At 69.0% G+C, this 20,885-nt stretch carries 19 protein-coding genes; 18 read left to right on the forward strand and 1 reads right to left on the reverse strand.

Annotation, left to right across the window (positions count from 1 at the left end):
• The first annotated feature begins 1 nt into the window (after position 1).
• From dtnK to BPET_RS10095, 4 genes are all read left to right on the forward strand, one after another.
• Complete coding sequence (dtnK, locus tag BPET_RS10080; protein ID WP_041862846.1) at positions 2–1,216, forward strand: D-threonate kinase; 1,215 nt, start codon at positions 2–4, stop codon at positions 1,214–1,216.
• A complete protein-coding gene (pdxA, locus tag BPET_RS10085; RefSeq protein ID WP_012248905.1) occupies positions 1,213–2,268 on the forward strand; it encodes a 4-hydroxythreonine-4-phosphate dehydrogenase PdxA in 1,056 nt (351 codons plus the stop codon). The genes dtnK and pdxA overlap by 4 nt, the downstream gene beginning before the upstream one ends.
• Positions 2,269–2,272: 4 nt before the next feature.
• The gene (locus tag BPET_RS10090) at positions 2,273–3,172 is read left to right on the forward strand and encodes a GntR family transcriptional regulator (RefSeq protein WP_012248906.1); all 900 of its coding nucleotides are present in this window, start codon (positions 2,273–2,275) and stop codon (positions 3,170–3,172) included.
• A gap of 67 nt (positions 3,173–3,239) precedes the next feature.
• Entirely contained in the window at positions 3,240–4,112 is an 873-nt protein-coding gene (locus BPET_RS10095) for an MOSC domain-containing protein (RefSeq protein WP_012248907.1), read from the forward strand.
• Between the two features lie 11 nt (positions 4,113–4,123).
• Here the strand turns inward: BPET_RS10095 and sugE are convergent, their stop codons facing one another.
• The gene (gene sugE / locus BPET_RS10100; protein ID WP_012248908.1) at positions 4,124–4,438 is read right to left on the reverse strand and encodes a quaternary ammonium compound efflux SMR transporter SugE; all 315 of its coding nucleotides are present in this window, start codon (positions 4,436–4,438) and stop codon (positions 4,124–4,126) included.
• A 208-nt stretch (positions 4,439–4,646) separates the two neighbouring features.
• Between sugE and BPET_RS10105 the strand changes: the two genes are divergently transcribed.
• From BPET_RS10105 to rpsP, 14 genes are all read left to right on the forward strand, one after another.
• Positions 4,647–5,699: a CDP-6-deoxy-delta-3,4-glucoseen reductase gene (locus BPET_RS10105; RefSeq protein ID WP_012248909.1), complete on the forward strand. Its 1,053-nt coding sequence runs from the start codon at positions 4,647–4,649 to the stop codon at positions 5,697–5,699.
• Positions 5,700–5,882: 183 nt separating this feature from the next.
• On the forward strand, positions 5,883–7,139 hold the full coding sequence (locus BPET_RS10110) for a D-amino acid dehydrogenase (protein ID WP_012248910.1): 1,257 nt from the start codon (positions 5,883–5,885) through the stop codon (positions 7,137–7,139).
• A gap of 4 nt (positions 7,140–7,143) precedes the next feature.
• Entirely contained in the window at positions 7,144–8,475 is a 1,332-nt protein-coding gene (locus BPET_RS10115; protein ID WP_012248911.1) for an extracellular solute-binding protein, read from the forward strand.
• A gap of 210 nt (positions 8,476–8,685) precedes the next feature.
• The gene (locus BPET_RS10120; protein ID WP_012248912.1) at positions 8,686–9,486 is read left to right on the forward strand and encodes a TcpQ domain-containing protein; all 801 of its coding nucleotides are present in this window, start codon (positions 8,686–8,688) and stop codon (positions 9,484–9,486) included.
• Positions 9,483–11,078 carry a hypothetical protein gene (locus BPET_RS10125; protein WP_012248913.1) on the forward strand — a complete coding sequence of 532 codons (1,596 nt, stop codon included), beginning with the start codon at positions 9,483–9,485 and terminating at the stop codon, positions 11,076–11,078. The genes BPET_RS10120 and BPET_RS10125 overlap by 4 nt, the downstream gene beginning before the upstream one ends.
• On the forward strand, positions 11,079–12,377 hold the full coding sequence (locus tag BPET_RS10130; protein WP_012248914.1) for a type 4b pilus protein PilO2: 1,299 nt from the start codon (positions 11,079–11,081) through the stop codon (positions 12,375–12,377).
• Positions 12,364–12,951 (forward strand): hypothetical protein, encoded by a 588-nt coding sequence (locus BPET_RS25475; RefSeq protein WP_012248915.1) that lies wholly within the window; start codon positions 12,364–12,366, stop codon positions 12,949–12,951. The genes BPET_RS10130 and BPET_RS25475 overlap by 14 nt, the downstream gene beginning before the upstream one ends.
• Positions 12,944–14,674, forward strand: a complete 1,731-nt coding sequence (locus tag BPET_RS10140; protein ID WP_151208953.1) for an ATPase, T2SS/T4P/T4SS family — start codon at positions 12,944–12,946, stop codon at positions 14,672–14,674. The genes BPET_RS25475 and BPET_RS10140 overlap by 8 nt, the downstream gene beginning before the upstream one ends.
• A gap of 22 nt (positions 14,675–14,696) precedes the next feature.
• Positions 14,697–15,794 (forward strand): hypothetical protein, encoded by a 1,098-nt coding sequence (locus BPET_RS10145; protein ID WP_050978325.1) that lies wholly within the window; start codon positions 14,697–14,699, stop codon positions 15,792–15,794.
• 43 nt (positions 15,795–15,837) lie between these two features.
• Positions 15,838–16,452 (forward strand): type 4 pilus major pilin, encoded by a 615-nt coding sequence (locus BPET_RS10150; RefSeq protein WP_012248918.1) that lies wholly within the window; start codon positions 15,838–15,840, stop codon positions 16,450–16,452.
• Positions 16,453–16,463: 11 nt separating this feature from the next.
• Positions 16,464–17,528, forward strand: a complete 1,065-nt coding sequence (gene pilV / locus BPET_RS10155) for a type II secretion system protein (protein WP_012248919.1) — start codon at positions 16,464–16,466, stop codon at positions 17,526–17,528.
• 69 nt (positions 17,529–17,597) lie between these two features.
• On the forward strand, positions 17,598–20,219 hold the full coding sequence (gene alaS, locus BPET_RS10160; protein ID WP_012248920.1) for an alanine--tRNA ligase: 2,622 nt from the start codon (positions 17,598–17,600) through the stop codon (positions 20,217–20,219).
• Positions 20,206–20,466: a sulfurtransferase TusA family protein gene (locus tag BPET_RS10165; RefSeq protein WP_012248921.1), complete on the forward strand. Its 261-nt coding sequence runs from the start codon at positions 20,206–20,208 to the stop codon at positions 20,464–20,466. Before alaS ends, BPET_RS10165 begins: the two co-directional genes overlap by 14 nt.
• A 140-nt stretch (positions 20,467–20,606) precedes the next feature.
• Positions 20,607–20,867: a 30S ribosomal protein S16 gene (gene rpsP, locus BPET_RS10170; RefSeq protein ID WP_012248922.1), complete on the forward strand. Its 261-nt coding sequence runs from the start codon at positions 20,607–20,609 to the stop codon at positions 20,865–20,867.
• The last annotated feature ends 18 nt before the right edge of the window (positions 20,868–20,885 follow it).

The raw sequence follows: 20,885 nt of genomic DNA on the forward strand, positions 1-20,885 counted from the left end.
CGTGGCGCCTTTCATTGCCATCGTCGCCGACGACCTGACCGGGTCGGGCGACACCGCCGTACAGTTCGTGCGCGCCGGCTGGCCCACCCAGCTGTCGGTGGGGCGGGCCGGCCAGGCGCTGGTCGATCCGGCCGCCGGCCGTGCCGAGGTGATCGCGGTTACCACGCACAGCCGGCCCATGCCCGGCCCGCAGGCCGCGGCGGTGGTGCGCGACGACGTGGCCGCCCTGCGCGTGGCCGGCGTGCGCCGCCTGTACAAGAAAGTCGATTCCACCTTGCGCGGCGCGTTCAAGGCCGAGATCGACGCGGCGCGCCAGGCCTGGCGCGACGACGCGATCGCGGTGGTGTGTCCGGCGTTTCCGGCCACGGGGCGCACCGTGCGCGACGGTATTCTTTATGTGGATGGCCGGCCGGTCACCGAAACGTCGGCGGCCACCGATCCCGTTACGCCCGTGACCGAGAGCCACATTCCCACGCTGCTGGGCGGCGCGCAGCTGGCCGTGATCGAGGGCGAGACCTCGCGCGCGCTGGCCGACCGCATTCTGGCGGCCGGCGCCGTGGTGGTGGTCGATGCGCAGACGCCGGCCGACATGGAGCGCCTGGCGCGCGCCATCGTGCTGCTGGGCGAGCGCGCGCTGCCGGTCGGCTCCGGCGGCCTGGCGGCGCCGCTGGCGCGGCTGTGGGCCGGCGCCGAATCGCGCGGCACGGTCATCGTGGTGGTGACGTCGCAGCACAGCGCGGCGCGCCGCCAGGCGGCTGCCCTGCAGGCGGGCGGCGCGCAGACGTGGTCGCCCACGCTGGCGCAACTGGCCGATGATGCGGCCTGGCGCGACTGGACGGCGCAAGTGCAACAGAGCGCGCCCGCCGCGCAGGCGCAGGCCACGTTATTGCTGCTGGCGCCCGAAGGGCGGCGGGACGGCCTGGACTCGGATGCCGTGGCGGCCCGCCTGGGCGGACTGGCCGGGCAACTGATCCTGGCCGGCACCGCCGCCGGCGTGGTCGCCACCGGCGGCGACGGCGCCAGCGCCGTGCTGGCGGCCCTGCAGGCCGGCGGCATCGCGCTGGTTGATGAAGTCACCGGCGGCGTGCCGCTGGGTACCCTGACCGGCGGGCCGGCAGCCGGATTGCCTATCGTGACCAAGGCCGGCGGTTTCGGCGCCGACGATGTATTGATCCGGGCCGCCAGCGCGGTCCGCGAACGGAGATTCCAAGCATGACCCAAGACGCAACGCCCCCCCGCATTCCCACCCTGGCTGTCACGCTGGGCGACGTGGCTGGCATCGGACCCGAGATCACCGCCAAGATGCTGCTGGGGCACGACGATCTGCGTCAGCGCGCGCGGCTGGTCGTGGTGGGCGATGCCGCGGCGCTGCGCCGGGCCGCCCAGGCGCTGGGCGCCGACGCCTCGCGCGTGCGGGTGGTCGAGGGGCCCGAGCAGGTACGCAATACGCCGGGCATCATCGAAGTCATCCAGGCAGGCCCTTCGCTCGAGCACGTGCCGCTGGGCAAGCTGAGCGCCGACGCGGGCGACGGTTCGGTGCGCTTTGTCACTACGGCGTGTGCACTGGCGCGCGAGGGCCGCATCGACGGCATCGTCACGGCGCCGCTGAACAAGGCCGCCATGCATCTGGCCGGCCACAAATGGCCCGGCCACACTGAACTGCTGGCGCACGAATTCGGCGTCAAGACGTTCTCGCTGGTGCTGTCGGCGGGCGACCTGTACATCTTTCACGCCACCACCCATGTGTCGTTGCGCCAGGCCATCGACGATGTCACGCCGCAGCGCATGCGGGCGGTGCTGCGCCTGGCCGGCTCGTTTGCCCAGGCCCTGGGCCGCGCCGACGAACCGGTAGCGGTGGCGGGGCTGAATCCGCACGCCGGCGAGAACGGCATTTTCGGCACCGAAGACGCCGACATCCTGGCGCCGGCCGTGGCCGAGGCCAACGCCGCCGGCATTCGCGCCGCCGGCCCCATTCCGGCCGACGCGCTGTTCCCGCAGGCCGTGCGCGGCAAATGGAAGTTCGTCATCGCCTGCTACCACGACCAGGGCCACGCTCCGTTCAAGTCGGTGTACGGCGACGACGGGGTGAACATCACCGTGGGCCTGCCGGTCGTGCGTGTCTCGGTCGACCACGGCACGGCCTTCGACATCGCAGGCCAGGGTGTGGCACGCGAAGACAGCCTGGTGCTGGCGGCCGAGCGGGCCGCGCATCTGGCCCCGGGCTGGTCGCATGTATGGGAAACTGCGCGCTCCACTACCGGAGGCTGATCCCATGGCGTCGTCCGCCGAACCCGCCGCGCCGCTCGACCGCTCCAGCGGCGATCCCCTGCATGCGCAGATAGCCCAGGCGCTGCGCCGCGACATTCGCGACCGCCAATGGGCGCCTGGCACAGTGCTGCCCAGCGAGGCGGCGCTGTGCCGGCAATTCGGCGTGGCGCGCAGCGTGGTGCGGCAGGCATTGGCGACGCTGGTGGCCGAGGGACTTATCCGCCGCGATCCCGGACGCGCGCCCACGGTGGCTCCTGCGCTCGAGCATCGTCGCATGGTGCAGCGCTCCACCGGCCTCTTCGAACAATTCGCCCACACCGGCACCGTGCTGCTCACGCGCGTGCTGCGCTGCGAGCCGGCCAAGCCGCCTCCCGAGGTAGCGACATTCTTCGGCTCGGATGACACCCTGCTGCTGGAACGCTTGCGCCGCGTCGACGACGAGCCGTTGGCCTTTGTGCGCACCTGGCTGCCGCGCGCGCGCCTGCCCGGCCTGTGCGCCGAGCATCTGCACGACACCTCGCTGCACCGCACCCTGGTGCAGCGGTTCGGCCTGCACCCGGGCCGGGGCCGCAACCGCATTCGCGCGGTGGGGGCCGACGCCGCGCTGGCCGAGGCGCTGCGAATACCAGTCGGCAGCCCGCTGCTGATGCTGGAAGGGCAGGGGTTCGACCAGCACGGACAGCCGCTCGAATGGTTCACTACCTGGCACCGCGCGGAAAAACTCGTGTTCGACGTTGATGTCAGTCCCGCTGGCGAGCATATCCATGCAGCGTTGCCGGATGCCGCCGGCCCTGCCGCGCCGCAGCCGGGTGGCTCGCCCACATCGCTCGAATCGGTCGAGGCGGCGCTCGAAGCCGCGCTCGATGCGGTGCGGCGCATGCGGCAAGGCGCGCCGGGCACCTGACGCGGTTCGGGCAGGCGGGCGCGGGTGCTATGCTAGGCGCCCACCCGTCCAACTGCCTCATGCCGCCATGACCGCACGCGTCGCCAGCCTGCACATTTATCCCATCAAGTCCTGCGCCGCCATCGATCTGGCCGAGTCGTCTATCGACCGCGCTGGCCTGGCCGGCGACCGGCGCTGGATGATCCTGACCGCGCAAGGCCAGTTCATGACGCAGCGCCAATGGCCCGCCATGGCGCTGATCCGCCCGGCCCTCACGGCCGACCATCTCGAGTTGCGCGCACCCGGCATGCCGGTGCTGCGCGTGCCGCTCGACGGCTCGCAGTTAAGTGGCACGGTGCGCCAGGCCACAGTCTGGAAAGACACCGTGCCCGCGCGCGACGAAAGCGGCGAGGCAGCCGCCTGGCTCAGCCAGGTGCTGGGGCTGGATTGCGTGCTGGTCAAGATCGACGCACCGTCCCAGCGGCCCTCGCGAATCGAATGGGTCGAGCGCTGGTGCGCCGCGCACCCCGATCTGGCCGAGGCGTTCGCCGGTGAACACCGGCTGGGCTTCGCGGATGGCTTTCCCTTGCTGATCGCCAACCAGGCTTCGCTCGACGAACTGAACGCGCGGCTGGCCGCGCAGGGCGAGCCGGCGGTGCCCATGAACCGCTTCCGGCCCAATATCGTCATCCAGGGCGAATGGGAGGCATACGATGAAGACCACACCGCCATGGTGACGGTGGGGCAGGTGCGCATGGCGCTGGTCAAGCCATGCACGCGCTGCCCCATGCCGAATATCGATCAGCTTACCGCCCAGCGCCACGATGAACCCGGCCGCACGCTGGCCGCTTACCGGAAGTTCGAGATCGGCGTGGTGTTCGGGCAGAACGCCATCGTTGCCGCCCCGACGGGCGCCCGCCTGCGGGTGGGGGATGCCGCCGAGATCGAGCTGGACTTCTGAGGCCGGGCGGTTCAGGCTGACAGCTTCAGGCCGACCAGCCCCGCGGCAATCAGCAGCACGCTGGCCACGCGCATCACGCTGAGCGTTTCATCGAACAGCAGAATGCCCGCCACGAAGGCGCCCAGCGCGCCGATGCCCACCCATACCGCGTAGGCCGTGCCCAGCGGCAGGCTTTTCATGGCGATGGACAGCAGCCAGAAGCTGGCCACCATGCCGGCCAGCGTAACAGCCGACGGAACCAGGCGCGTGAAGCCGTGGGTGTATTTCAGGCCGACGGCCCACACCACTTCGAACAGCCCCGCGAATACAAGAATGACCCAGGTCATAGAGTGCCCCATTTGAACAAGTGCCGGCATGCTTGCCGGCGATGGGGCCGTCCCCGGATGGAAAACAGCCGGCAAAAGGCCGGCGGCCGCTCCGGGCCGTCCCGGAGCGGTAAAAATTATAGAATACAAAATTGACCGCCTGGCGCGGCCAGGCGCTTTTGCCCTGGCCGCGGTGCCGGCGCCGCCTCGTTTTCTACAGATGGTATCCATGAGCTTCAAGGTCACCGTACAACCCAGCCAGCATCAATTCACGGTCGAAGCCGGCCAGACAGTCCTGGATGCCGCCTTGGCCGCCGGCATCGTGCTGCCGTACAGCTGCCGCAACGGCGCGTGTTCCACCTGCAAGGGCAAGGTGGTGACGGGCCAGGTTGACGCCGGCGAATACCCGGCCCAGATCCTGTCTCCCGAAGAACTGGCGCAAGGCTATACGCTGTTCTGCCAGGCGCGGCCGCAGTCCGACCTGGTGGTCGAATCCACTGAAGTCCGGCTGGCCAGCGATATCCAGATCCGCAAACTGCCGGCCCGCGTGCAGGCCATGGAGCTCGCCGCGCCCGACGTCACCGTGCTCAGCCTGCAACTGCCGGCGGCCGACCCGTTCCGCTATTACGCAGGGCAGTACATCGAGGTCATCCTGAAAGACGGCAAGCGCCGTAGTTACTCGATGGCCTGCGCGCCGCACACCGGCAGCCCGCTCGAATTGCACGTGCGGCATATGCCCGGCGGCGTATTCACCGACCACGTGTTCGGCGCGGGCGCCACGCAAATGAAAGTACGCGAAATCCTGCGCCTGGAGGGGCCGTTCGGTTCGTTCTTCCTGCGCGAAGACTCCGACAAGCCCATCGTGCTGCTGGCCAGCGGCACCGGCTTCGCCCCCGTCAAGGCCATCGTCGAGCACATGGCGCACCACGGCATCCGCCGCCCGGCCGTGCTCTACTGGGGCGGGCGTCGCCCGCGCGACCTGTACATGCACGAACTGGCGCAATCCTGGGCCCAGACATTGCCCGACTTCCGCTACGTGCCGGTGGTTTCCGACGGCCTGCCCGAAGACGGCTGGGACGGTCGCACCGGCTATGTGCACGAAGCCGTGCTGCAAGACCTGCCCGACCTGTCCGGCTACCAGGTGTATGCCTGCGGCGCGCCGCCCATGGTGGATGCCGCGCGCCGCGAGTTCACGGCGCAATGCGGCCTGCCCGCCGACGAGTTCTACGCCGACGCCTTCACTTCCGAGGCCGACCTCGCCCGCACGGGCACGGGCGCCTGACGCAGGGGCGGTGGTGCATGGGCGGGAAACTTCCAGGTGCAAATGGATACCGCCCCTTCTTTTATGTTATAGGCGGGGCAGGGGCGGCGCTGTAAACTGCCGCACCGGCATCTCGATCGGATCGAGCCGCGACCCCAGGGGCCCCGCCCCGCTGTGGCCGGCGGCGCAAGGAGCAAGGCGCGCATGAAAGTAGCGGTATTGGGTAGCGGCATCATCGGCATTTCCAGCGCCTGGTGGCTGCGCCAGGCCGGCCATGATGTCGTAGTGGTCGACCGCCGCCCGGGCCCGGCCCAGGAAACCAGCCTGGCCAACGGCGGACAGATCTCCGTCTCGTACGCCGAGCCCTGGGCCAATCCGCAAGCGCCCCTGAAGCTGCTCAAATGGGTGTTCCAGGACGACGCGCCGCTGCTGTTCCGGCCCCAGCTCGACTGGCGCCAATGGATGTGGGGGCTGGCCTTCCTGCGCGAATGCCTGCCGGGCCGGCTGGCGCCCAACATCCGCGCCATGGTGCGGCTGGCTGAATACAGCCGCACCACGCTGCAGGCCATGCGCGCCGAACTCGGTATTTCGTACGACCACCTCGAACGCGGCATTCTCAATTTCTATCGCGATCCCCACGAATTCGAAACCTCGCAGAAGGCCGCCGGCCTGATGCGCGACTTCGGCGTCGAGCGCCGGGTCGTCACGGCCGATGAGGTCGTCGCCATCGAACCCGCCCTGGCGCCGCATCGCGGCACTATCGTGGGCGGCGATTTCACCCCCGAAGACGAAAGCGGCGACGTGCACCTGTTTGCCGCCGGCCTGGCGCAGCAGTGCGAGCGCGCGGGCGTCGAATTCCATTACGAAACCAGCGCGACCCGCCTGGTCAGCCAGGGCGGCCAGGTGCAGGCGTTGGAAACCATCCAGCCCGATGGCCGCTTTGGGCGCATCGTGGCCGATGCCTACGTGGTGGCGCTGGGCAGCTTCAGCCCGCGCCTGGTGCGGCCGCTGGGCGTGCCTTGCAACGTGTACCCCGCCAAGGGCTATTCGGCCACCTTCACGGTGCGCGACCCCGCGCGCGCGCCTTCGGTCAGCCTGACCGACAGCAGCCACAAGGTCGTATTCTCGCGCCTGGGCGACCGGCTGCGCATGGCGGGTACGGCCGAACTATCCGGCTATTCGCGCGCGCTCAACAGCGGCCGTTGCGAGGCCATGACGCGCCTGGCGCGCGAACTGTTTCCCGACGCGCTCGATTTCGAAAGCGTCAGCTACTGGTCGGGGTTGCGCCCGTCCACTCCTTCGAACGTACCTCTCATCGGTCGTACCCGCATTCCCAACCTGTACCTGAATACAGGCCACGGCACGCTGGGCTGGACCATGGGGGTCGGTTCGGGCCGGGCTCTGGCCGATCTGCTCAGCGGACACAAGCCGGAGCCCGAATTTCCTTTTCTTGGTCTGTGAACCTATGAAGACACTGCAATTGGCGGGCCTGGCCCGCGCACTGATCGCCAGCCGGCGCACCTGGGTTTTCGGCGCCGCCATGCTTGCCGCTGGCGCGGCGCACGGCGCCGCCGTCGAAATCGAGGTCTGGCACACGCTCAGCGGCCCCAACAAGGCTGAATTCGAAAAACTCACCAAGAAATTCAACAAAGAACAGAATGACGTCGAGGTCGAATTGCGCGACTTCTCCAGCGCGCAGGATCTGCGCAAGGAAGCCGCCGAGGCCCTGAAGAAAAAGAAGGGGCCGAACCTGGTGCAGCTGGCCGACAACCGCTCGCCCGAAGTCGTGTCCGAGCACAAGGCCATCCTGCCTCTGTACCAGTTGCTGGCCAAGTACCCCATCAAGGACCTGAACTGGTTCCTGCCCGCCACTTCCAGCTTTACGCGCGACAGCAAGGGGCGCCTGCTGGCCTTCCCCTGGATGGCCGAAGTGCCTATCATGTACTACAACCTGGCCTATTACAAAAAGGCCGGCCTCGATCCTAACAAGCCGGCCCGTACCTGGGCCGACCTGCAGGGCGAGCTGCTCAAGCTGCGCGACGTCGCCAACATCGAATGCCCGTATGCGTCCAGCAACCAGGTGAAAATCCACCTGGAAAACCTGGCGCCCGTCAACAAGCAGCTGTTCACCAGCAACGACAACGGCCTGGCCGCCAGCAAAGCCGCGCCCGCGCTGCAGTTCGACACCTTGTACATGCGCCACGTGTCGCTGATGGCCAGCTGGAAGCGGTCGCTGCTGTTCATGGCGCATTCCGACGACAACCAGAGCGACAAGCTGTTCGCCAAGGGCGACTGCGCCGTGCTGACCTCCGGTTCCGGGGCGGCGGGCACCTTCATGAACACGCGCTCGCTGTCGTTCGGCGTGGCGCCGCTGCCGTATTACACGCAGGCCACCAAAGAAGCCGGCAGCCCGTTCGTCAGCGGCTCGGCGCTGTGGGCCATCGACGGCCACCCGCAAGCCCAGGAAAAAGCCACCGCGCAGTTCCTGGCCTGGCTGGCCAAGCCCGTCAACGCGGCCGAATGGCACCAGCGCACCGGCTATCTGCCGCTTACCGATGCGGCGTTCCGTGCCGCCGACGTGTCGTTCTACGACAAGGTTCCGGGGGCGCACGCCATTGTGCAGTCCATGCAGAGCAAATCGCCGTCCACCAGCCGCGGATTCCGCATGGCCAACTACGATCGCGTCGAAGCCGTGCTCAGCACCGAGCTGGATGAGGCTTTCGACGGCAAGACGCCGCCCGTGGCGGCCCTGAACCGCGCCGCCGACCAGGCCCGCCGCCTGGCGCAGCAACGCTAGCGCGGCATCCAGCCATGGCGGCCATGGCCGCCATGGCGCGCCGCTTGCCAACCGGCCGCCAGGCCGGTTTTTTCTTGCCGTCAATACCCGCGTCACCTGCAATGAACGAAAAATTCCGTTCGTACAAGTCGGTCTAGCTGGGCCGGCCGGGGCGAGCCAACATGCAGTCCTCGCGTTCCGATCCGGAGCGCGCATCGATTCAGGACGAGCATGCTTCGACTCATACTTCTGGGATTGCTGCCGCTGGGGCTGGCCGCCTGTGCACAGTGGCCCGGCAGCGTACAGGGCTGGCGGGCGGGCGGCGCCCCGGCCGGTCATTACGACTTCAACTGGCAGCTATCCGGCGATCCTTCCGTGGCGCCATTGCAGGTATTCAGCGGGGCAGGGCGCACCTGGCTGCAGTTCGCGCCCGGCCGCATCCCGCCCGCGCTGTTTGCACAAACGCCGTCCGGTTTGCAGCCGCTGTCGTACACCCTCCAGGAACCCTACCTGATTGTCGACGGCATCTGGCCGGCATTGGTGCTACAAGGCGGCCGTCACGTGGCGCGGGTCGAGCGGCAAGCCGCGCTGCCGGTATCGGCTCCGGCGGCGCCACCCGCCAGCACGGCTGCCGGGCGCGGCGGCGTGCCAATTGTTGAGCCGCCTGGCGCCGCGCCATTGTCGTCCGCACCAGCACTGCCTGCGCCGCACACGCCCCTTACACGGGACGATACGCCCTCGCGTTTCCGGGCGGGGGCGCCCGACGCCACCTTGCGCGCCGTGCTGGCACGCTGGGCTGCCGAGGCCGGCTGGTCATTCGAGCCGCAGCATTGGGCCGTCGATGCCGATATCCCCCTGGCGGGCAGCGCCGATTTTCCGGCCGATTTCAAGGCAGCCGTGCGCGGTTTGCTGGCCTCGACCGAACTCGCAGACCGGCCAGTGCAACCCTGCTTTTACGCTAACAAGGTATTGCGCGTCGTGCCGTTCGCCCAGGCGTGCGACCGCTCCGCCACTTCCGGAGCCCGCCCATGAAAGCCCGTCTGGCATATTGCAGTTTCGCCCTGCTGACGTTGACCGGGTGCTCGGCGCAGCAGTCGCTGCAGGCGCTGCGCGAGGCCATCACCACGGCACGCTCCAAGGTCGAGGCTGGCCAGCAACAGTTCGCTGCCGCCGTGTCCGACCGCAACGCGCGCATTGCCGCGCAAGATGTCGACAAGCCCTGGCTGGCCGGCAAGGCGCAGCCGCTGGCCCGCGACGTCGTGCTGCCGCCCGCGCTGCGCGGCGACGTTGACACGACCCTGCTGTTCGCCGGCCGGCTCGACCTGCCTTCGCTGGCCGAGCGGCTGACCAGCGTCACCGGCATTGCCGTGCGCATCGCACCCGATGCCTTGTTGCCGCGCTCGTTGTTCCTGCCGCGCCTGGGCCAGCCGGCGGCGGCCACGGCCGAACTGGCCGCGCCGATGCGCGTACCAGTGCTGGCCGGGCCGCGTCCCTTGCCCGATACGCTCGACACGTTGGCCGCCAGCTTCGGCGTGCACTGGCGCTACCAGCGCAACGCCATCGAGTTCTATCGCATGCAGACGCGCGTGTTCGACGTGCGCGCGCTGACGCTGGCCAGCCGGGCCGACGCCCGACTGGGCCGCGCCGGCTCCGCCGAAGCCGGCGGCTTCGACAACACGTCCAACACTACGCTTTCGTCAGGCGAGCATCATGCGCTGCAAGCCGTACGAGTCCGCATTCTGCCGTTCCTGACCCAGGCCGGCACCATTGCCGATCTCGACGGCGGCGGCAGCTCGCTGGTGGTTACCGACATTCCCGATGTGCTCGATCGCATCGGCCAGTTCATCGAGCGGGAAAACCAGGCGCTGACCCGGCGTGTGCGCCTGCTGTTCGAAGAAATCACCGTGGTGGCCAACGACAGCGCCGAGGGCGGCATCGACTGGAAGGCAGTCTACGACAGCGCCCGCGCGGCGGTTGCCGCCACGCTGCCAGTGGCGGCCGGCGGCGCCGCCGCGGCCTTGGGAGCCACGGTCGACAGCGGCCCGTTCCAAGGCACGCGGGCCATTGTCTCGGCGCTCAGCCAGACCGGCGCCGTGCTGCGCCACAGCAGCGTGCCGGTGCTTACCCTGAACCGCCGCCCCGTCACTCACGCGGTACGCACGACGTTCTCGTACATCGACCAGGTCCAGAGCACCGCCGTGCCCGGCATCGACGCGGCGCTGGGCAGCACGGCGCTGCCGTCGGTATCCATCAGCCAGAAGCAGGAAACCGTGGGCACGTTCCTGACGCTGGTACCCGACGCCCAGGCCGACGGCCGCATCCTGCTGTCGATCGCCTACGACAATACGGTCGCCCAGCCCATCAAAAGCGTCACCTTCGGCACGCAAGGCAACCAGATCCAGGTTCAGCAGATCACCATCGACGGCAACGGCACGGTGCAGCAGGTTGCGTTGAGCCCCGGACAGCCCGTCATCCTGTCCGGATTCGACCGTCGCCAGGACGAATACGACCGCCGCCGGCTGTCGGCCGATGCGCCGCTGCTTGCGGGCGGGCAAGACCGTGCATCGAGCGAGCGCCTGACCACCGTGGTGCTGGTGACGGCGCAGGTCGAAGAGGACATCTGAATGATCGCCGTCCCAGCTTCTGGCCAGCTGTTGCTGCTCGACGCCGATGATGGCGGCCGCAGTTTGGCGTTCGGCCTGGCGTGGTTCGCCCTGGTGGGCAGCCATGCACCCGCCATGGCCCGGACACGCGCGCGGCGCATGCGCGCCACGCATTACGTGGTGGGCGGGCAGGGGGCCCTGGCAGGCGGCTGCGCGCGGCTTGCGCCACACGCGCGGCGCCGGCCGGTGCATGCGGCAGCCCAGGCATTCGCACGGCGCCATCCCGATGGCAGCGCGGCCTGCATCGCGCCCTTGCCCGGAGGGCGCTGGTGGCTCGTGGCAGCCCAGGACGGCGCGGTGCTGGCCCGCGCCGACACGCTGTATCCCGATGAGGCACAGGCCGAAGCTGCCCTGCAGGCGCTGGCTGTCCAGTATCCGTCGCTGCGCCGTCACGATGGGCCGCAAACCTTGCAGGCTTTGCTGGCCGCGCCCGATAGCGCGGCATTGCTGCGTCCGGTGGGTTCGCGCTGGTCGCGCTTGCCGCTGCCGGTGCGTGCTTTCGCCGGCGCCCTGGCGCTGGCCCTCGCGCTACCCATGGCCTGGCACGCCTGGCGGCCGGCCCCGCGCGCGGCCATGCCGGCGCCGGAACTGGCTCCCGACGAAGCCTGGCGCCAGGCCACGTCCAGGTTCCGCCGGCAGCTCACGGTGCATCACCTGCCTGAGCTGGCCAGCGTGCTCGCCTCGTTGCATCGCCTGCCGCTGAATGTGCAAGGGTGGTTGCTGCGCGATGCGCGCTGCCAGCCCGCGCCGCGGGCCTGGTCGTGCCGCGCGGCTTATGTGCGCGCCCAGGCTGACGCCACCAACGGCGCTTTCGCGCGAGCCGTCCCTGCCGGCTGGCAAGCGCGCTTCCAGCCGCTCGATGGCGCCGAGCTGGCCTGGGTGGTGCCGGGCAATCGCACATCGCTGGCCGACGTGAAGCTGCCTTCTGCCGTGCACGTCGATCACGTCCTGGCCAGCGCCTTGCAGCTGGCGCGGCCCGCGTTCGCGCAACTGACCCTCGGGCCGCCGGCGCCTGTGCCGGTAGCTCCCCGCGATGCGCGGGGCCAGCCCATCGCCGCGCCGGCCAACTGGCCGGCCATGCGCCAGCGCGCGCTGGCGCTGCAGGGCCCGTTGCGCTCGCTTTCCCTGTTGGCCGGCCAGCCCCGGCTGGTCGTCGCCTGGTCGTCCGTGGTGCTGCGCCTGGCCGCCGGACGCGCTCCCGACACCGCTGTCAGTGCCCTGACGGCCGAACTCCAAGGAATCCTCTATGAGCAAAACTGATCCTCGCTCGCACAAGGCGCCGGCCCCGTCCAGCCGATGCTGCTCGGCATGGCTGGCGCTACTGGCGGCCGGCTTGGGGGCGGGCATGTCTGCCGCGGCGCAGCCGCTTGCAGACGAGGGCGCCTACGTCGAAGCTGCCGAAGCCACTGAGTCCGCCGAGGCCGAGCCGGCCGTCGCCGCACAGGCATGGGCCGAAGGCGATACGGTGCGCGAGCTGCTGCGCGCCGATGCACAGGCGGCACGGGCCACGCCGCCACCACGGCAGGCGGCCGATTGGCTGGGGCCTCGCGCTGGAGGCGCGCCGCGCGCTTCTGGCGGGCCGGCCGACGCCCCGCATGGTAGCGGCGCGGCCGACCGTGTCGATGTCGTGGCGATCTACGGCGTGGGCAAGGCGCTGCATGCCGACATCTCGGTCAATGGGCGCGTATCCCGCTATCGGGCGGGACGGGCCGCGCCGCTGGCAAGCGCGTCGCCAGGAGATTCATATGTCCTGCAGGCCATCGACGTGCCGTGCGTGCGCCTGCGCAAGTCCGGCGAACCCCATACTGCCTGCTTGCTGTCCGGCCATGACTGAATCTCCGGCTCTCATCACCGCGCCGCGTGACACCGCCCGACACGAGGCCTTCTGGCTGCACACGCTCGACGACCTGGCGCGGCTCGAGCCCGCCTTCGTGCGCGCGCTCAGCGGCGAGTTCGACCTGGCTTTGCTGGCCGGACGGCTGTGCCCGGTGTTGCTCGAAGGGGGGCAGGCCGCCGTATTCGCCTTGCACGACTACCTGCACGGCGACCCGATCGCCGAGGTCGAGCGCATGGTGTGCGCGCGCGGATACCGCCTGGCGCGAACGCCGCGCTATGCCTTGCCGGCCGCGTTGCTGCTGCCGGTGGCACGCGGTCAGGTCACGGCCGCCACGCTGCGCCAAAGCCGTCCGGCGGCTCCCGCGGCGCAGCGTTCGGCGTTGGCCTCGCTCTTTCTCGACATTGTGCGCTGGGGACTCGAGCAGCGCGCCAGCGACGTGCACATCAATATTCGCCAGGCGCCGGAAAAATCCGAAGTGCGCTACACCATCGACGGCGCCTACGTGCTGCCCGGTTGCTTCAGCGATATGTCGGCCGCCACCTTGCTCGACGTACTGGCAGTGGCATGGATGGACGTGCGCGGTGGCAATGGCGCGGTGTTCGACCCGCTGGCCGAACAGCAGGGCCGCATCGCGCTCGACATAGGCGGCCGGCCGGTCACCGTGCGCTGGGCCTCGCTGGCTACCGATGCCGGGCCGTCTGTATGCCTGCGGCTGCTGCGCCTGGATGCGGCCGAGGGCGGCGCCAGCCTGGCCGAGCTGGGTTACCTGCCATCGCAGATCGCCGTGCTGGAACGCGCGCGCGAACGCTCCGGCGGCGCGATTGTGCTGGCCGGCGTGGTCGGGTCGGGCAAATCCACTTCCATTGCCACGCTGATGCGGGGCATCCCCGACACGCGCAAGGTCATCACCCTGGAAGATCCAGCCGAGTACCGCATCGGCAATGCCTTGCAGAACACTGTCGGCCGCACGCTCGATGCCGACGCTTCGCCAGTGTTCGACGCCAAGCTCAAGACCGTCAAGCGCTCGGCCATGCACGACCTGCTGATCGGTGAAGTACGCGACCGCGACACGGGCCGCGCCTTCATGGACCTGGCAGGCTCGGGCGTCAATGTGTACACCACCACGCACACCGGTTCGGCCTGCATGATCCCCGAACGCCTGGCGTCCGATTTCATCGGCGTGTCGCGCGATTTCCTGGCCACGCCAGGCGTGCTCAAGCTGCTGGTCTATCAGGCGCTGTTGCCGCGTCTGTGCTCGGCTTGCGCCATGCCGTTCGACAGCCTGCCGCGGCATGAGTCCGCCACGGCATGGCGCGATTGGGCGCTGGCGTTCGCACGGGCCCATCATATCGACGGCGCCGCGCTGCGGGCCCGCAATGCCGCGGGCTGCTCTGCCTGCCGCCGGCCCCAGCTGCCGCAGCTGCACGGGCTTGCGGGGCGCACCGTGGTGGCCGAAATGATCGAACCCGATCACCACGTTCATCTTCTGCAGCTGATCCGTCGCCGCGACAACCTGGGCTTGCAGCGCCTCGTGCGCGCCTTGCCGCGCACGGCGTTCGACGATCCCGACATGGCGGGCAAGTGCGCGGCCGCCTGCGCGGTGTACAAGGCATCGCGCGGTCAGGTGGATCCGCGCGCAATTTCCCGGTACTTCCGGCTGCCCGCTGACTTTTTCCACGCCGCGCCCTTGCGTCCGGCGGGCGGAGACCGCCATGCATGAGTCCTTCGGCGGGCTGGCCGGCATGGTGCGGCAATGGGCAGCCTGGTACGACGGCCGTTGTTTCCAGCGGCAGCGCGCCGACTACTACGAATACCTGGCCGACCTGATAGACAGCCTGCAAGGCCGCAAAACCTTGCGCGACATGTTCGAAGACGATGCGTCGCGATATGGGACCCGCTCGGCGCGCGGCCGGCTGGCGCGGCGCTGGCAATACCGGTACCAGGAGTCCGGCGGCGACCTGGCCGCCGCCTGGGCTGGCACCATGCCCGACGACGAATGCCAGTTGGTCGCCGCGGCTCAGCAGGCCGGCGGCGAGGCGCTGCCGCACGCGTTGCGCGATCTGGCCGGCGCCGCGCGGCTGGTGCAGCAGGCGCGCGGCACCCTGGCGGGCACGTGCGCGGCAGGCGGCGCGGCGCTGGCGGTCGCTGTCGGCCTGCTGTGCGCCGTGCCGTATTTCACCGTGCCGCGGTTGCAGCATGTGTTTCAGGCCGTGCCCGCCGACTACTACGGCGGCCTCACCCAGGGCCTGTACGCGCTGGCGCAGGCCTTGCGGCGCTGGCTGGCGTTCTGGGCGGTGCTGTTGGCGGGCGGCGCATGGCTGGCGGCCTGGTCGCTGCCGGCCTTTACCGGCCCGTGGCGCGCGCGGCTCGACCGGCTGGTCCCCTGGAGGTTGTACCGCGATTTCCACGCCATCCGTTTCCTGGCCATGCTGGCGGTCATGCTGCGCCAGCGCGGCAACATCGACACGCGGCTGCGTCAGGCCCTGGCGGCGCTGGCCTGGCAGGCATCGCCATGGCTGAGCTGGCACATCGGCGAGATGCTCGCGCGTGTCGAACACGGCATTGTCGGCGCCCACACATTCGATACGGGCCTGTTCGATCGCGAAACCGCCTGGTTCATGGCTGACGTGATCGCGGCGCGCGGCGTCGAAGCGGGCGTCTCGCAGGCCCGCCTGCGGGTCGAGTCGCGCACGCTGGCGCGGGTGCGGCGCCAGGCCCTGGCGCTGCGGTGGACCATGCTGCTGGCGGCCGTCGCCACCGTGCTGGGCCTGGCGCTATGGCACTACGGCGTCATCGACGAACTGCGCCGCGCCCTCATGAATTACTACGCCAGCCGCTAGCGTCGCTGCGGCTGTCCATTTTCCTCTGCTCCCGGAGCCTTGCATGCCTTATCCCTCGCTCATCGCCAAGCCGCGCCGCCAGGCCGGTTTCTCGCTCATCGAAGTGTCCATCGTCACCGCCATCGTGCTGCTGGTGGCCATCATTGGCATTCCCGCCATCGGGGCGTATGTCATCGAAAACAAAGTGCCCAAGGTCGGCGAGGAATTGCAGCGCTTCGTGGCGCGCACCAAAACCTTCGCACAGGGCTCGGGGCCGGCGCCGTATGCCGACATCGACACAGGCGCGCTGGCCAACGCCCTGCGGGATTCCAGCGTGGTGGCGGTCGCCGGCACGGGCGCCGCGGCCGTCGTATCGCACGGACTGGGGGGCAGCGGCAGCGGTTCCAACGGCACGATCACCGTGGCTCCCGCCGCCGTGGCAGGAGGCGGCGCCGGCTCGGGGTTCGTCATTACCCTGACCAACGTAAGCAACGCCGCCTGCCCCGGCCTGGCATCGGTCATGCAGCGGGTGTCCGACATCATCACGGTCGAAGGGCGGGGCGGGGCGGCCAAGGTCAAGGACATCACCATCGTGCCGCGCCTGGCCTATAGCGCCGCCGCGGCCGAATCCCAGTGCGCCGAAGGCGACAGCAACACCTTCGTATTCACCGTGCGCTGAAGGGAACCCTCATGCGCACCATCGCATTGCACGCCCGCGCGGCGGAAAATTGCCGGCCGGGCCGGCGGCAGGCCGGCTTCGCCTTGCTCGAGCTGACGCTGGCGGTAGCCCTGGCCGGCATGTTGCTGGTCTGGGGCGCCAACCGGTTGGTCCACCGCATCGACGATGCGGCCGGCCAGGCAACCGGGGCCTGGATGCTGGAACTCAAGCGCGGGCTCGACAACATGCTGCGACAGCATTTCGACAGCCTGGCCGAAGGCGCGCCAGCGGTGGGCGCCAATGGCCAGCCCTTGTATGCCGACCCGCTGGCGCCCAGCCTGGCCGAACTCAAGGCGCACGGTCATCTGCCCGCCACGTTTCCAGAAAATGGCGCGCTGGGCGCCAGCGTGAACATCCGCATCCTGCGCGACACCCGTTGCCCGGGGGCGGGTTGCCGGCTAGATGCGCTGGCCTACGGCGTCAGGCCGGTCCTGCTGGCCGACGGTTCGGCGCCCGACCTGATGCGTCTGGGCGCGGCCATCGAGGCCACCGGAGGCTATGGCGGCTCGGCCACCGCCGCCCGGGTCCGCGGCGCCAATTTCGATTTCCCCAACCCGCCCGCACCCGCCATGCCGGCCCTGCCGCCGGGCACGCTGGCCGTGTGGGCCGGCTTCGGCGCGGCCGACTACGACCTGTACGTGCGGCGCCACGACACCCGCAACCCGGACCTGCGCGGCGACCTGTCCGTGGCCGGCTCCCTGTCCACCGAGGGGCGGCTGCATGCTGGCGAATACCTGGCGCTGGGTGGCGTGGCCGTAGCCGGCGCCGCGTGTCCGGACGGGGCGGGGCTGATCGCCCGCAGTGCAAAGGGCGGGCTGCTGGACTGCCGCGGCGGCGTCTGGACCGCGGCGCAGGGCAGTTTCGGCGGCGCGTACGCCCTAAACTCCAGCAAAGGATGCGCTCAGTCTTCGTCCCCGAACCCGCTCACGGGCACCTGTTCATGCCCCCGCGGCCATACCGCCGTCCGGGTGGCGCAGGGCCTGTGGAGCGAAGACGGCAGCGCCACCGTCGGCTATGTTTGCGTGGGCCCGGGGTAGGGCGGAGGGGTCGGCAGGCCGCCGACCCTCTATAATCAAAAATTCGCCAAAATTCCGGTTCGTCCCAGAATGAAATCCTCAGAGATTCGTCAGAAATTCCTGCAGTTCTTCCAGTCGAAAGGGCACACCATCGTTCCTTCGGCCTCGCTCGTGCCGGGCAACGACCCCACGTTGCTCTTTACCAATTCGGGCATGGTGCAGTTCAAGGACGTCTTTACCGGCAAGGAAACACGTTCCTATACCCGTGCCACGTCGTCGCAGCGCAGCGTGCGCGCCGGCGGCAAGCACAACGACCTGGAAAACGTCGGCTATACGGCGCGGCATCACACGTTTTTCGAGATGCTGGGCAACTTCAGCTTTGGCGACTACTTCAAGCGCGATGCCATCCAGTACGCCTGGGAATTGCTGACCCAGGTCTACAAGTTGCCCGCCGAGAAGCTCTGGGTCACGGTCTACCAGGAAGACGACCAAGCCTATGACATCTGGGCCACCGAAGTCGGCGTGCCGCGCGAGCGCATCATTCGCATCGGCGACAACAAAGGCAGCCGCTACGCGTCCGACAACTTCTGGCAAATGGCCGATACCGGCCCGTGCGGCCCGTGCTCCGAAATCTTCTACGATCACGGCCCCGATGTCTGGGGCGGCCCTCCGGGGTCGCCCGAAGAAGACGGCGACCGCTACATCGAAATCTGGAACCTGGTGTTCATGCAGTTCGAGCGCGATGCCGCCGGCAACATGACCCCCTTGCCCAAGCCCTGTGTCGATACCGGCATGGGCCTGGAGCGCATCGCCGCGGTGCTGCAGGGCGTGCATTCCAACTACGAAATCGACCTGTTCCAGAACCTGATCCGGGCCGCCGCGCGCGAAACCGGCGTCACGAACCTGGAAGACAATTCGCTGAAGGTCATTGCCGACCACATCCGCGCGTGCGCCTTCCTGATCGTCGACGGCGTCATTCCCAGTAACGAAGGCCGCGGCTACGTACTGCGCCGCATCGTGCGCCGGGCTCTGCGCCATGGCTACAAGCTGGGCCAGACCAAGCCGTTCTTCTACAAGCTGGTGCCCGACCTCGTGGCCGAGATGGGCCAGGCCTACCCCGAGCTGACCCAGGCCGCCGAGCGCGTGGCTCAGGTGCTCAAACAGGAAGAAGAACGCTTTGGCGAAACCCTCGAGCACGGCATGAAAATCCTCGACGGCGCCCTGGCCGGCGTGCCGGCGGGCGGCCAGCTCGACGGCACCACGCTGTTCACGCTGTACGATACCTACGGATTCCCGGTCGATCTCACCGCCGACATCTGCCGCGAGCGCAATGTCGAAGTCGACATGGCCGGTTTCGATGCCGCCATGGCGCGCCAGCGCGACCAGGCGCGCGCCGCGGGCAAATTCAAGATGGCCGAGGGCCTCAGCTACGAAGGCGCCGACACCCGCTTTGAAGGCTACGAAAAACTCGAGCTCGATGGCGTCAAGGTCGCCGCGCTGTACGTCGACGGCACCCAGGTCGAACGCGTCCAGGCCGGCCAGCATGCCGTGGTGGTGCTCGATGCCACGCCGTTCTATGCGGAATCGGGTGGCCAGGTCGGCGATACCGGCCTGCTCGAAAGCGGCGGCGCGCGCTTCGCGGTGGCCGACACTCTCAAAATCCAGGCCGGCGTGTTCGGCCATCACGGCGTGCTCGAATCCGGCTCGCTGGCCGTGGGCGATACGCTGCTGGCACGGGTCGATGCCGTGCGCCGCGCGCGCACCGTGCGCAACCACTCCGCCACCCACCTCATGCACAAGGCGCTGCGCCAGGTGCTGGGCGCGCACGTGCAGCAGCGCGGCTCGCTGGTCGATCCCGACAAGACCCGCTTCGACTTCGCCCACGACGCGCCGCTGTCGGCCGAGCAAATTGCCCAGGTCGAAGCCATCGTCAATGCCGAAGTCCTGGCCAACCAGCCTACCCAGGCCCGCGTCATGGCCTACGACGACGCAGTCAAGGGCGGCGCCATGGCGCTGTTCGGCGAAAAATACGGCGACACCGTGCGGGTGCTCGACATCGGCTTCTCGCGCGAACTGTGCGGCGGCACCCATGTGTCGCGCACGGGCGACATCGGCCTGTTCAAGATCGTGGCCGAAGGCGGCGTGGCGGCCGGCGTGCGCCGCGTCGAGGCCATTACCGGCGACAACGCGCTGGCCTGGGTGCAAAACCAGAACGCGCTGCTGCTGCGCGCCGCGGGCATGCTGCGCACCACCCCCGCCGACCTGCCCGAGCGCCTGGCCCAGGTGCAAGAGCAGCTTCGCACCCTGGAAAAAGACCTCGAACAGGCTCGCGGCAAACTGGCTGCCAGCGCAGGCAACGACCTCGCCGCCAAGGCGGCCGAGGTCAAGGGCGTGAAGGTGTTGGCCGCCAGCCTCGGCGACATCGATCCCAAGGCCTTGCGCGGCATGGTCGACAACCTGAAAGACCGCCTCAAGTCCGCCGTGGTGCTGTTGGCCAGCGCCGGTGGCGACGGCAAGATCAGCCTGGTGGGCGGCGTCACGGCCGACCTCACTGGCCGCGTCAAGGCTGGCGACCTGGTCGGCTTCGTGGCGGGCCAGGTGGGCGGCAAGGGCGGCGGCCGTCCCGACATGGCCATGGGCGGCGGCAACGATGCCCAGGCCCTGCCGGCGGCCGTGGCCAGCGTGCAAGGGTGGGTCGATGAACGTCTCTGATCCTGTCTCGGGCCTGCCGGAATTCCAGCACGAGGTCGATGCCAGCGGGCTGACGTGCCCGCTGCCCATCCTGCGCGCCAAGAAAGCGCTGGCCCAGATGGAAAGCGGCCAGGTCCTGCGGGTGGCCACCACCGATCCCAAGGCCACGCGCGACTTCCAGGCGTTCGCCAAGCAAAGCGGCAACGCGCTGTTGGCCCAGCACGACAACAACCAGGGCACGGTGCTGCACTTCCTCAGGCGGCGCTAGCGGTTCCCGGCCCCGGAAGCGCTCGAGGCGTTTCCGGGGTGTATGCTACGTATCCGGCTCGAATCGAGGCCTTCCTTGCCAGGGGCTCTCATTCAATGCTAGAATCTTCCGTTTTTCACAACTAATTCAAGGGATTACCTATGGTGGTGATTCGCATGGCCCGCGGTGGGTCGAAGAAGCGTCCGTTTTACAACTTGGTAGCCACCGATTCGCGCAACCGCCGCGATGGCCGTTTCATCGAGCGTGTGGGTTTCTACAATCCGGTTGCCAGCGAAGGCTCGGAAAGCCTGCGTATTTCGCTTGACCGCGTGCAATACTGGACCAACAGCGGCGCGCAACTGTCGCCCGCCGTCGAGCGTCTGGTCAAAGACTACTCGGCCAAGGTTTCCGCCGCCGCCTGACGGCGGGCTTGGCGCAAA

It is taken from the genome of Bordetella petrii (assembly GCF_000067205.1).
GTDB classification, from domain to species: Bacteria; Pseudomonadota; Gammaproteobacteria; order Burkholderiales; family Burkholderiaceae_B; genus Bordetella_A; species Bordetella_A petrii.

What these genes read in the sequence shown, in the direction of transcription:
- BPET_RS10115 (WP_012248911.1), top strand. Translation starts at nt 7,144, where the DNA reads ATGAAGACACTGCAATTGGCGGGCCTGGCCCGCGCACTGATCGCCAGC.
- alaS (WP_012248920.1), top strand. Translation starts at nt 17,598, where the DNA reads ATGAAATCCTCAGAGATTCGTCAGAAATTCCTGCAGTTCTTCCAGTCG.
- BPET_RS10090 (WP_012248906.1), top strand. Translation starts at nt 2,273, where the DNA reads ATGGCGTCGTCCGCCGAACCCGCCGCGCCGCTCGACCGCTCCAGCGGC.
- sugE (WP_012248908.1), bottom strand. Translation starts at nt 4,438, where the DNA reads ATGACCTGGGTCATTCTTGTATTCGCGGGGCTGTTCGAAGTGGTGTGG.
- BPET_RS10165 (WP_012248921.1), top strand. Translation starts at nt 20,206, where the DNA reads ATGAACGTCTCTGATCCTGTCTCGGGCCTGCCGGAATTCCAGCACGAG.
- BPET_RS10125 (WP_012248913.1), top strand. Translation starts at nt 9,483, where the DNA reads ATGAAAGCCCGTCTGGCATATTGCAGTTTCGCCCTGCTGACGTTGACC.
- BPET_RS10150 (WP_012248918.1), top strand. Translation starts at nt 15,838, where the DNA reads ATGCCTTATCCCTCGCTCATCGCCAAGCCGCGCCGCCAGGCCGGTTTC.
- BPET_RS10110 (WP_012248910.1), top strand. Translation starts at nt 5,883, where the DNA reads ATGAAAGTAGCGGTATTGGGTAGCGGCATCATCGGCATTTCCAGCGCC.
- pilV (WP_012248919.1), top strand. Translation starts at nt 16,464, where the DNA reads ATGCGCACCATCGCATTGCACGCCCGCGCGGCGGAAAATTGCCGGCCG.
- BPET_RS10120 (WP_012248912.1), top strand. Translation starts at nt 8,686, where the DNA reads ATGCTTCGACTCATACTTCTGGGATTGCTGCCGCTGGGGCTGGCCGCC.
- BPET_RS10130 (WP_012248914.1), top strand. Translation starts at nt 11,079, where the DNA reads ATGATCGCCGTCCCAGCTTCTGGCCAGCTGTTGCTGCTCGACGCCGAT.
- rpsP (WP_012248922.1), top strand. Translation starts at nt 20,607, where the DNA reads ATGGTGGTGATTCGCATGGCCCGCGGTGGGTCGAAGAAGCGTCCGTTT.
- BPET_RS10145 (WP_050978325.1), top strand. Translation starts at nt 14,697, where the DNA reads ATGGTGCGGCAATGGGCAGCCTGGTACGACGGCCGTTGTTTCCAGCGG.
- pdxA (WP_012248905.1), top strand. Translation starts at nt 1,213, where the DNA reads ATGACCCAAGACGCAACGCCCCCCCGCATTCCCACCCTGGCTGTCACG.
- BPET_RS10105 (WP_012248909.1), top strand. Translation starts at nt 4,647, where the DNA reads ATGAGCTTCAAGGTCACCGTACAACCCAGCCAGCATCAATTCACGGTC.
- BPET_RS10140 (WP_151208953.1), top strand. Translation starts at nt 12,944, where the DNA reads ATGACTGAATCTCCGGCTCTCATCACCGCGCCGCGTGACACCGCCCGA.
- BPET_RS10095 (WP_012248907.1), top strand. Translation starts at nt 3,240, where the DNA reads ATGACCGCACGCGTCGCCAGCCTGCACATTTATCCCATCAAGTCCTGC.
- BPET_RS25475 (WP_012248915.1), top strand. Translation starts at nt 12,364, where the DNA reads ATGAGCAAAACTGATCCTCGCTCGCACAAGGCGCCGGCCCCGTCCAGC.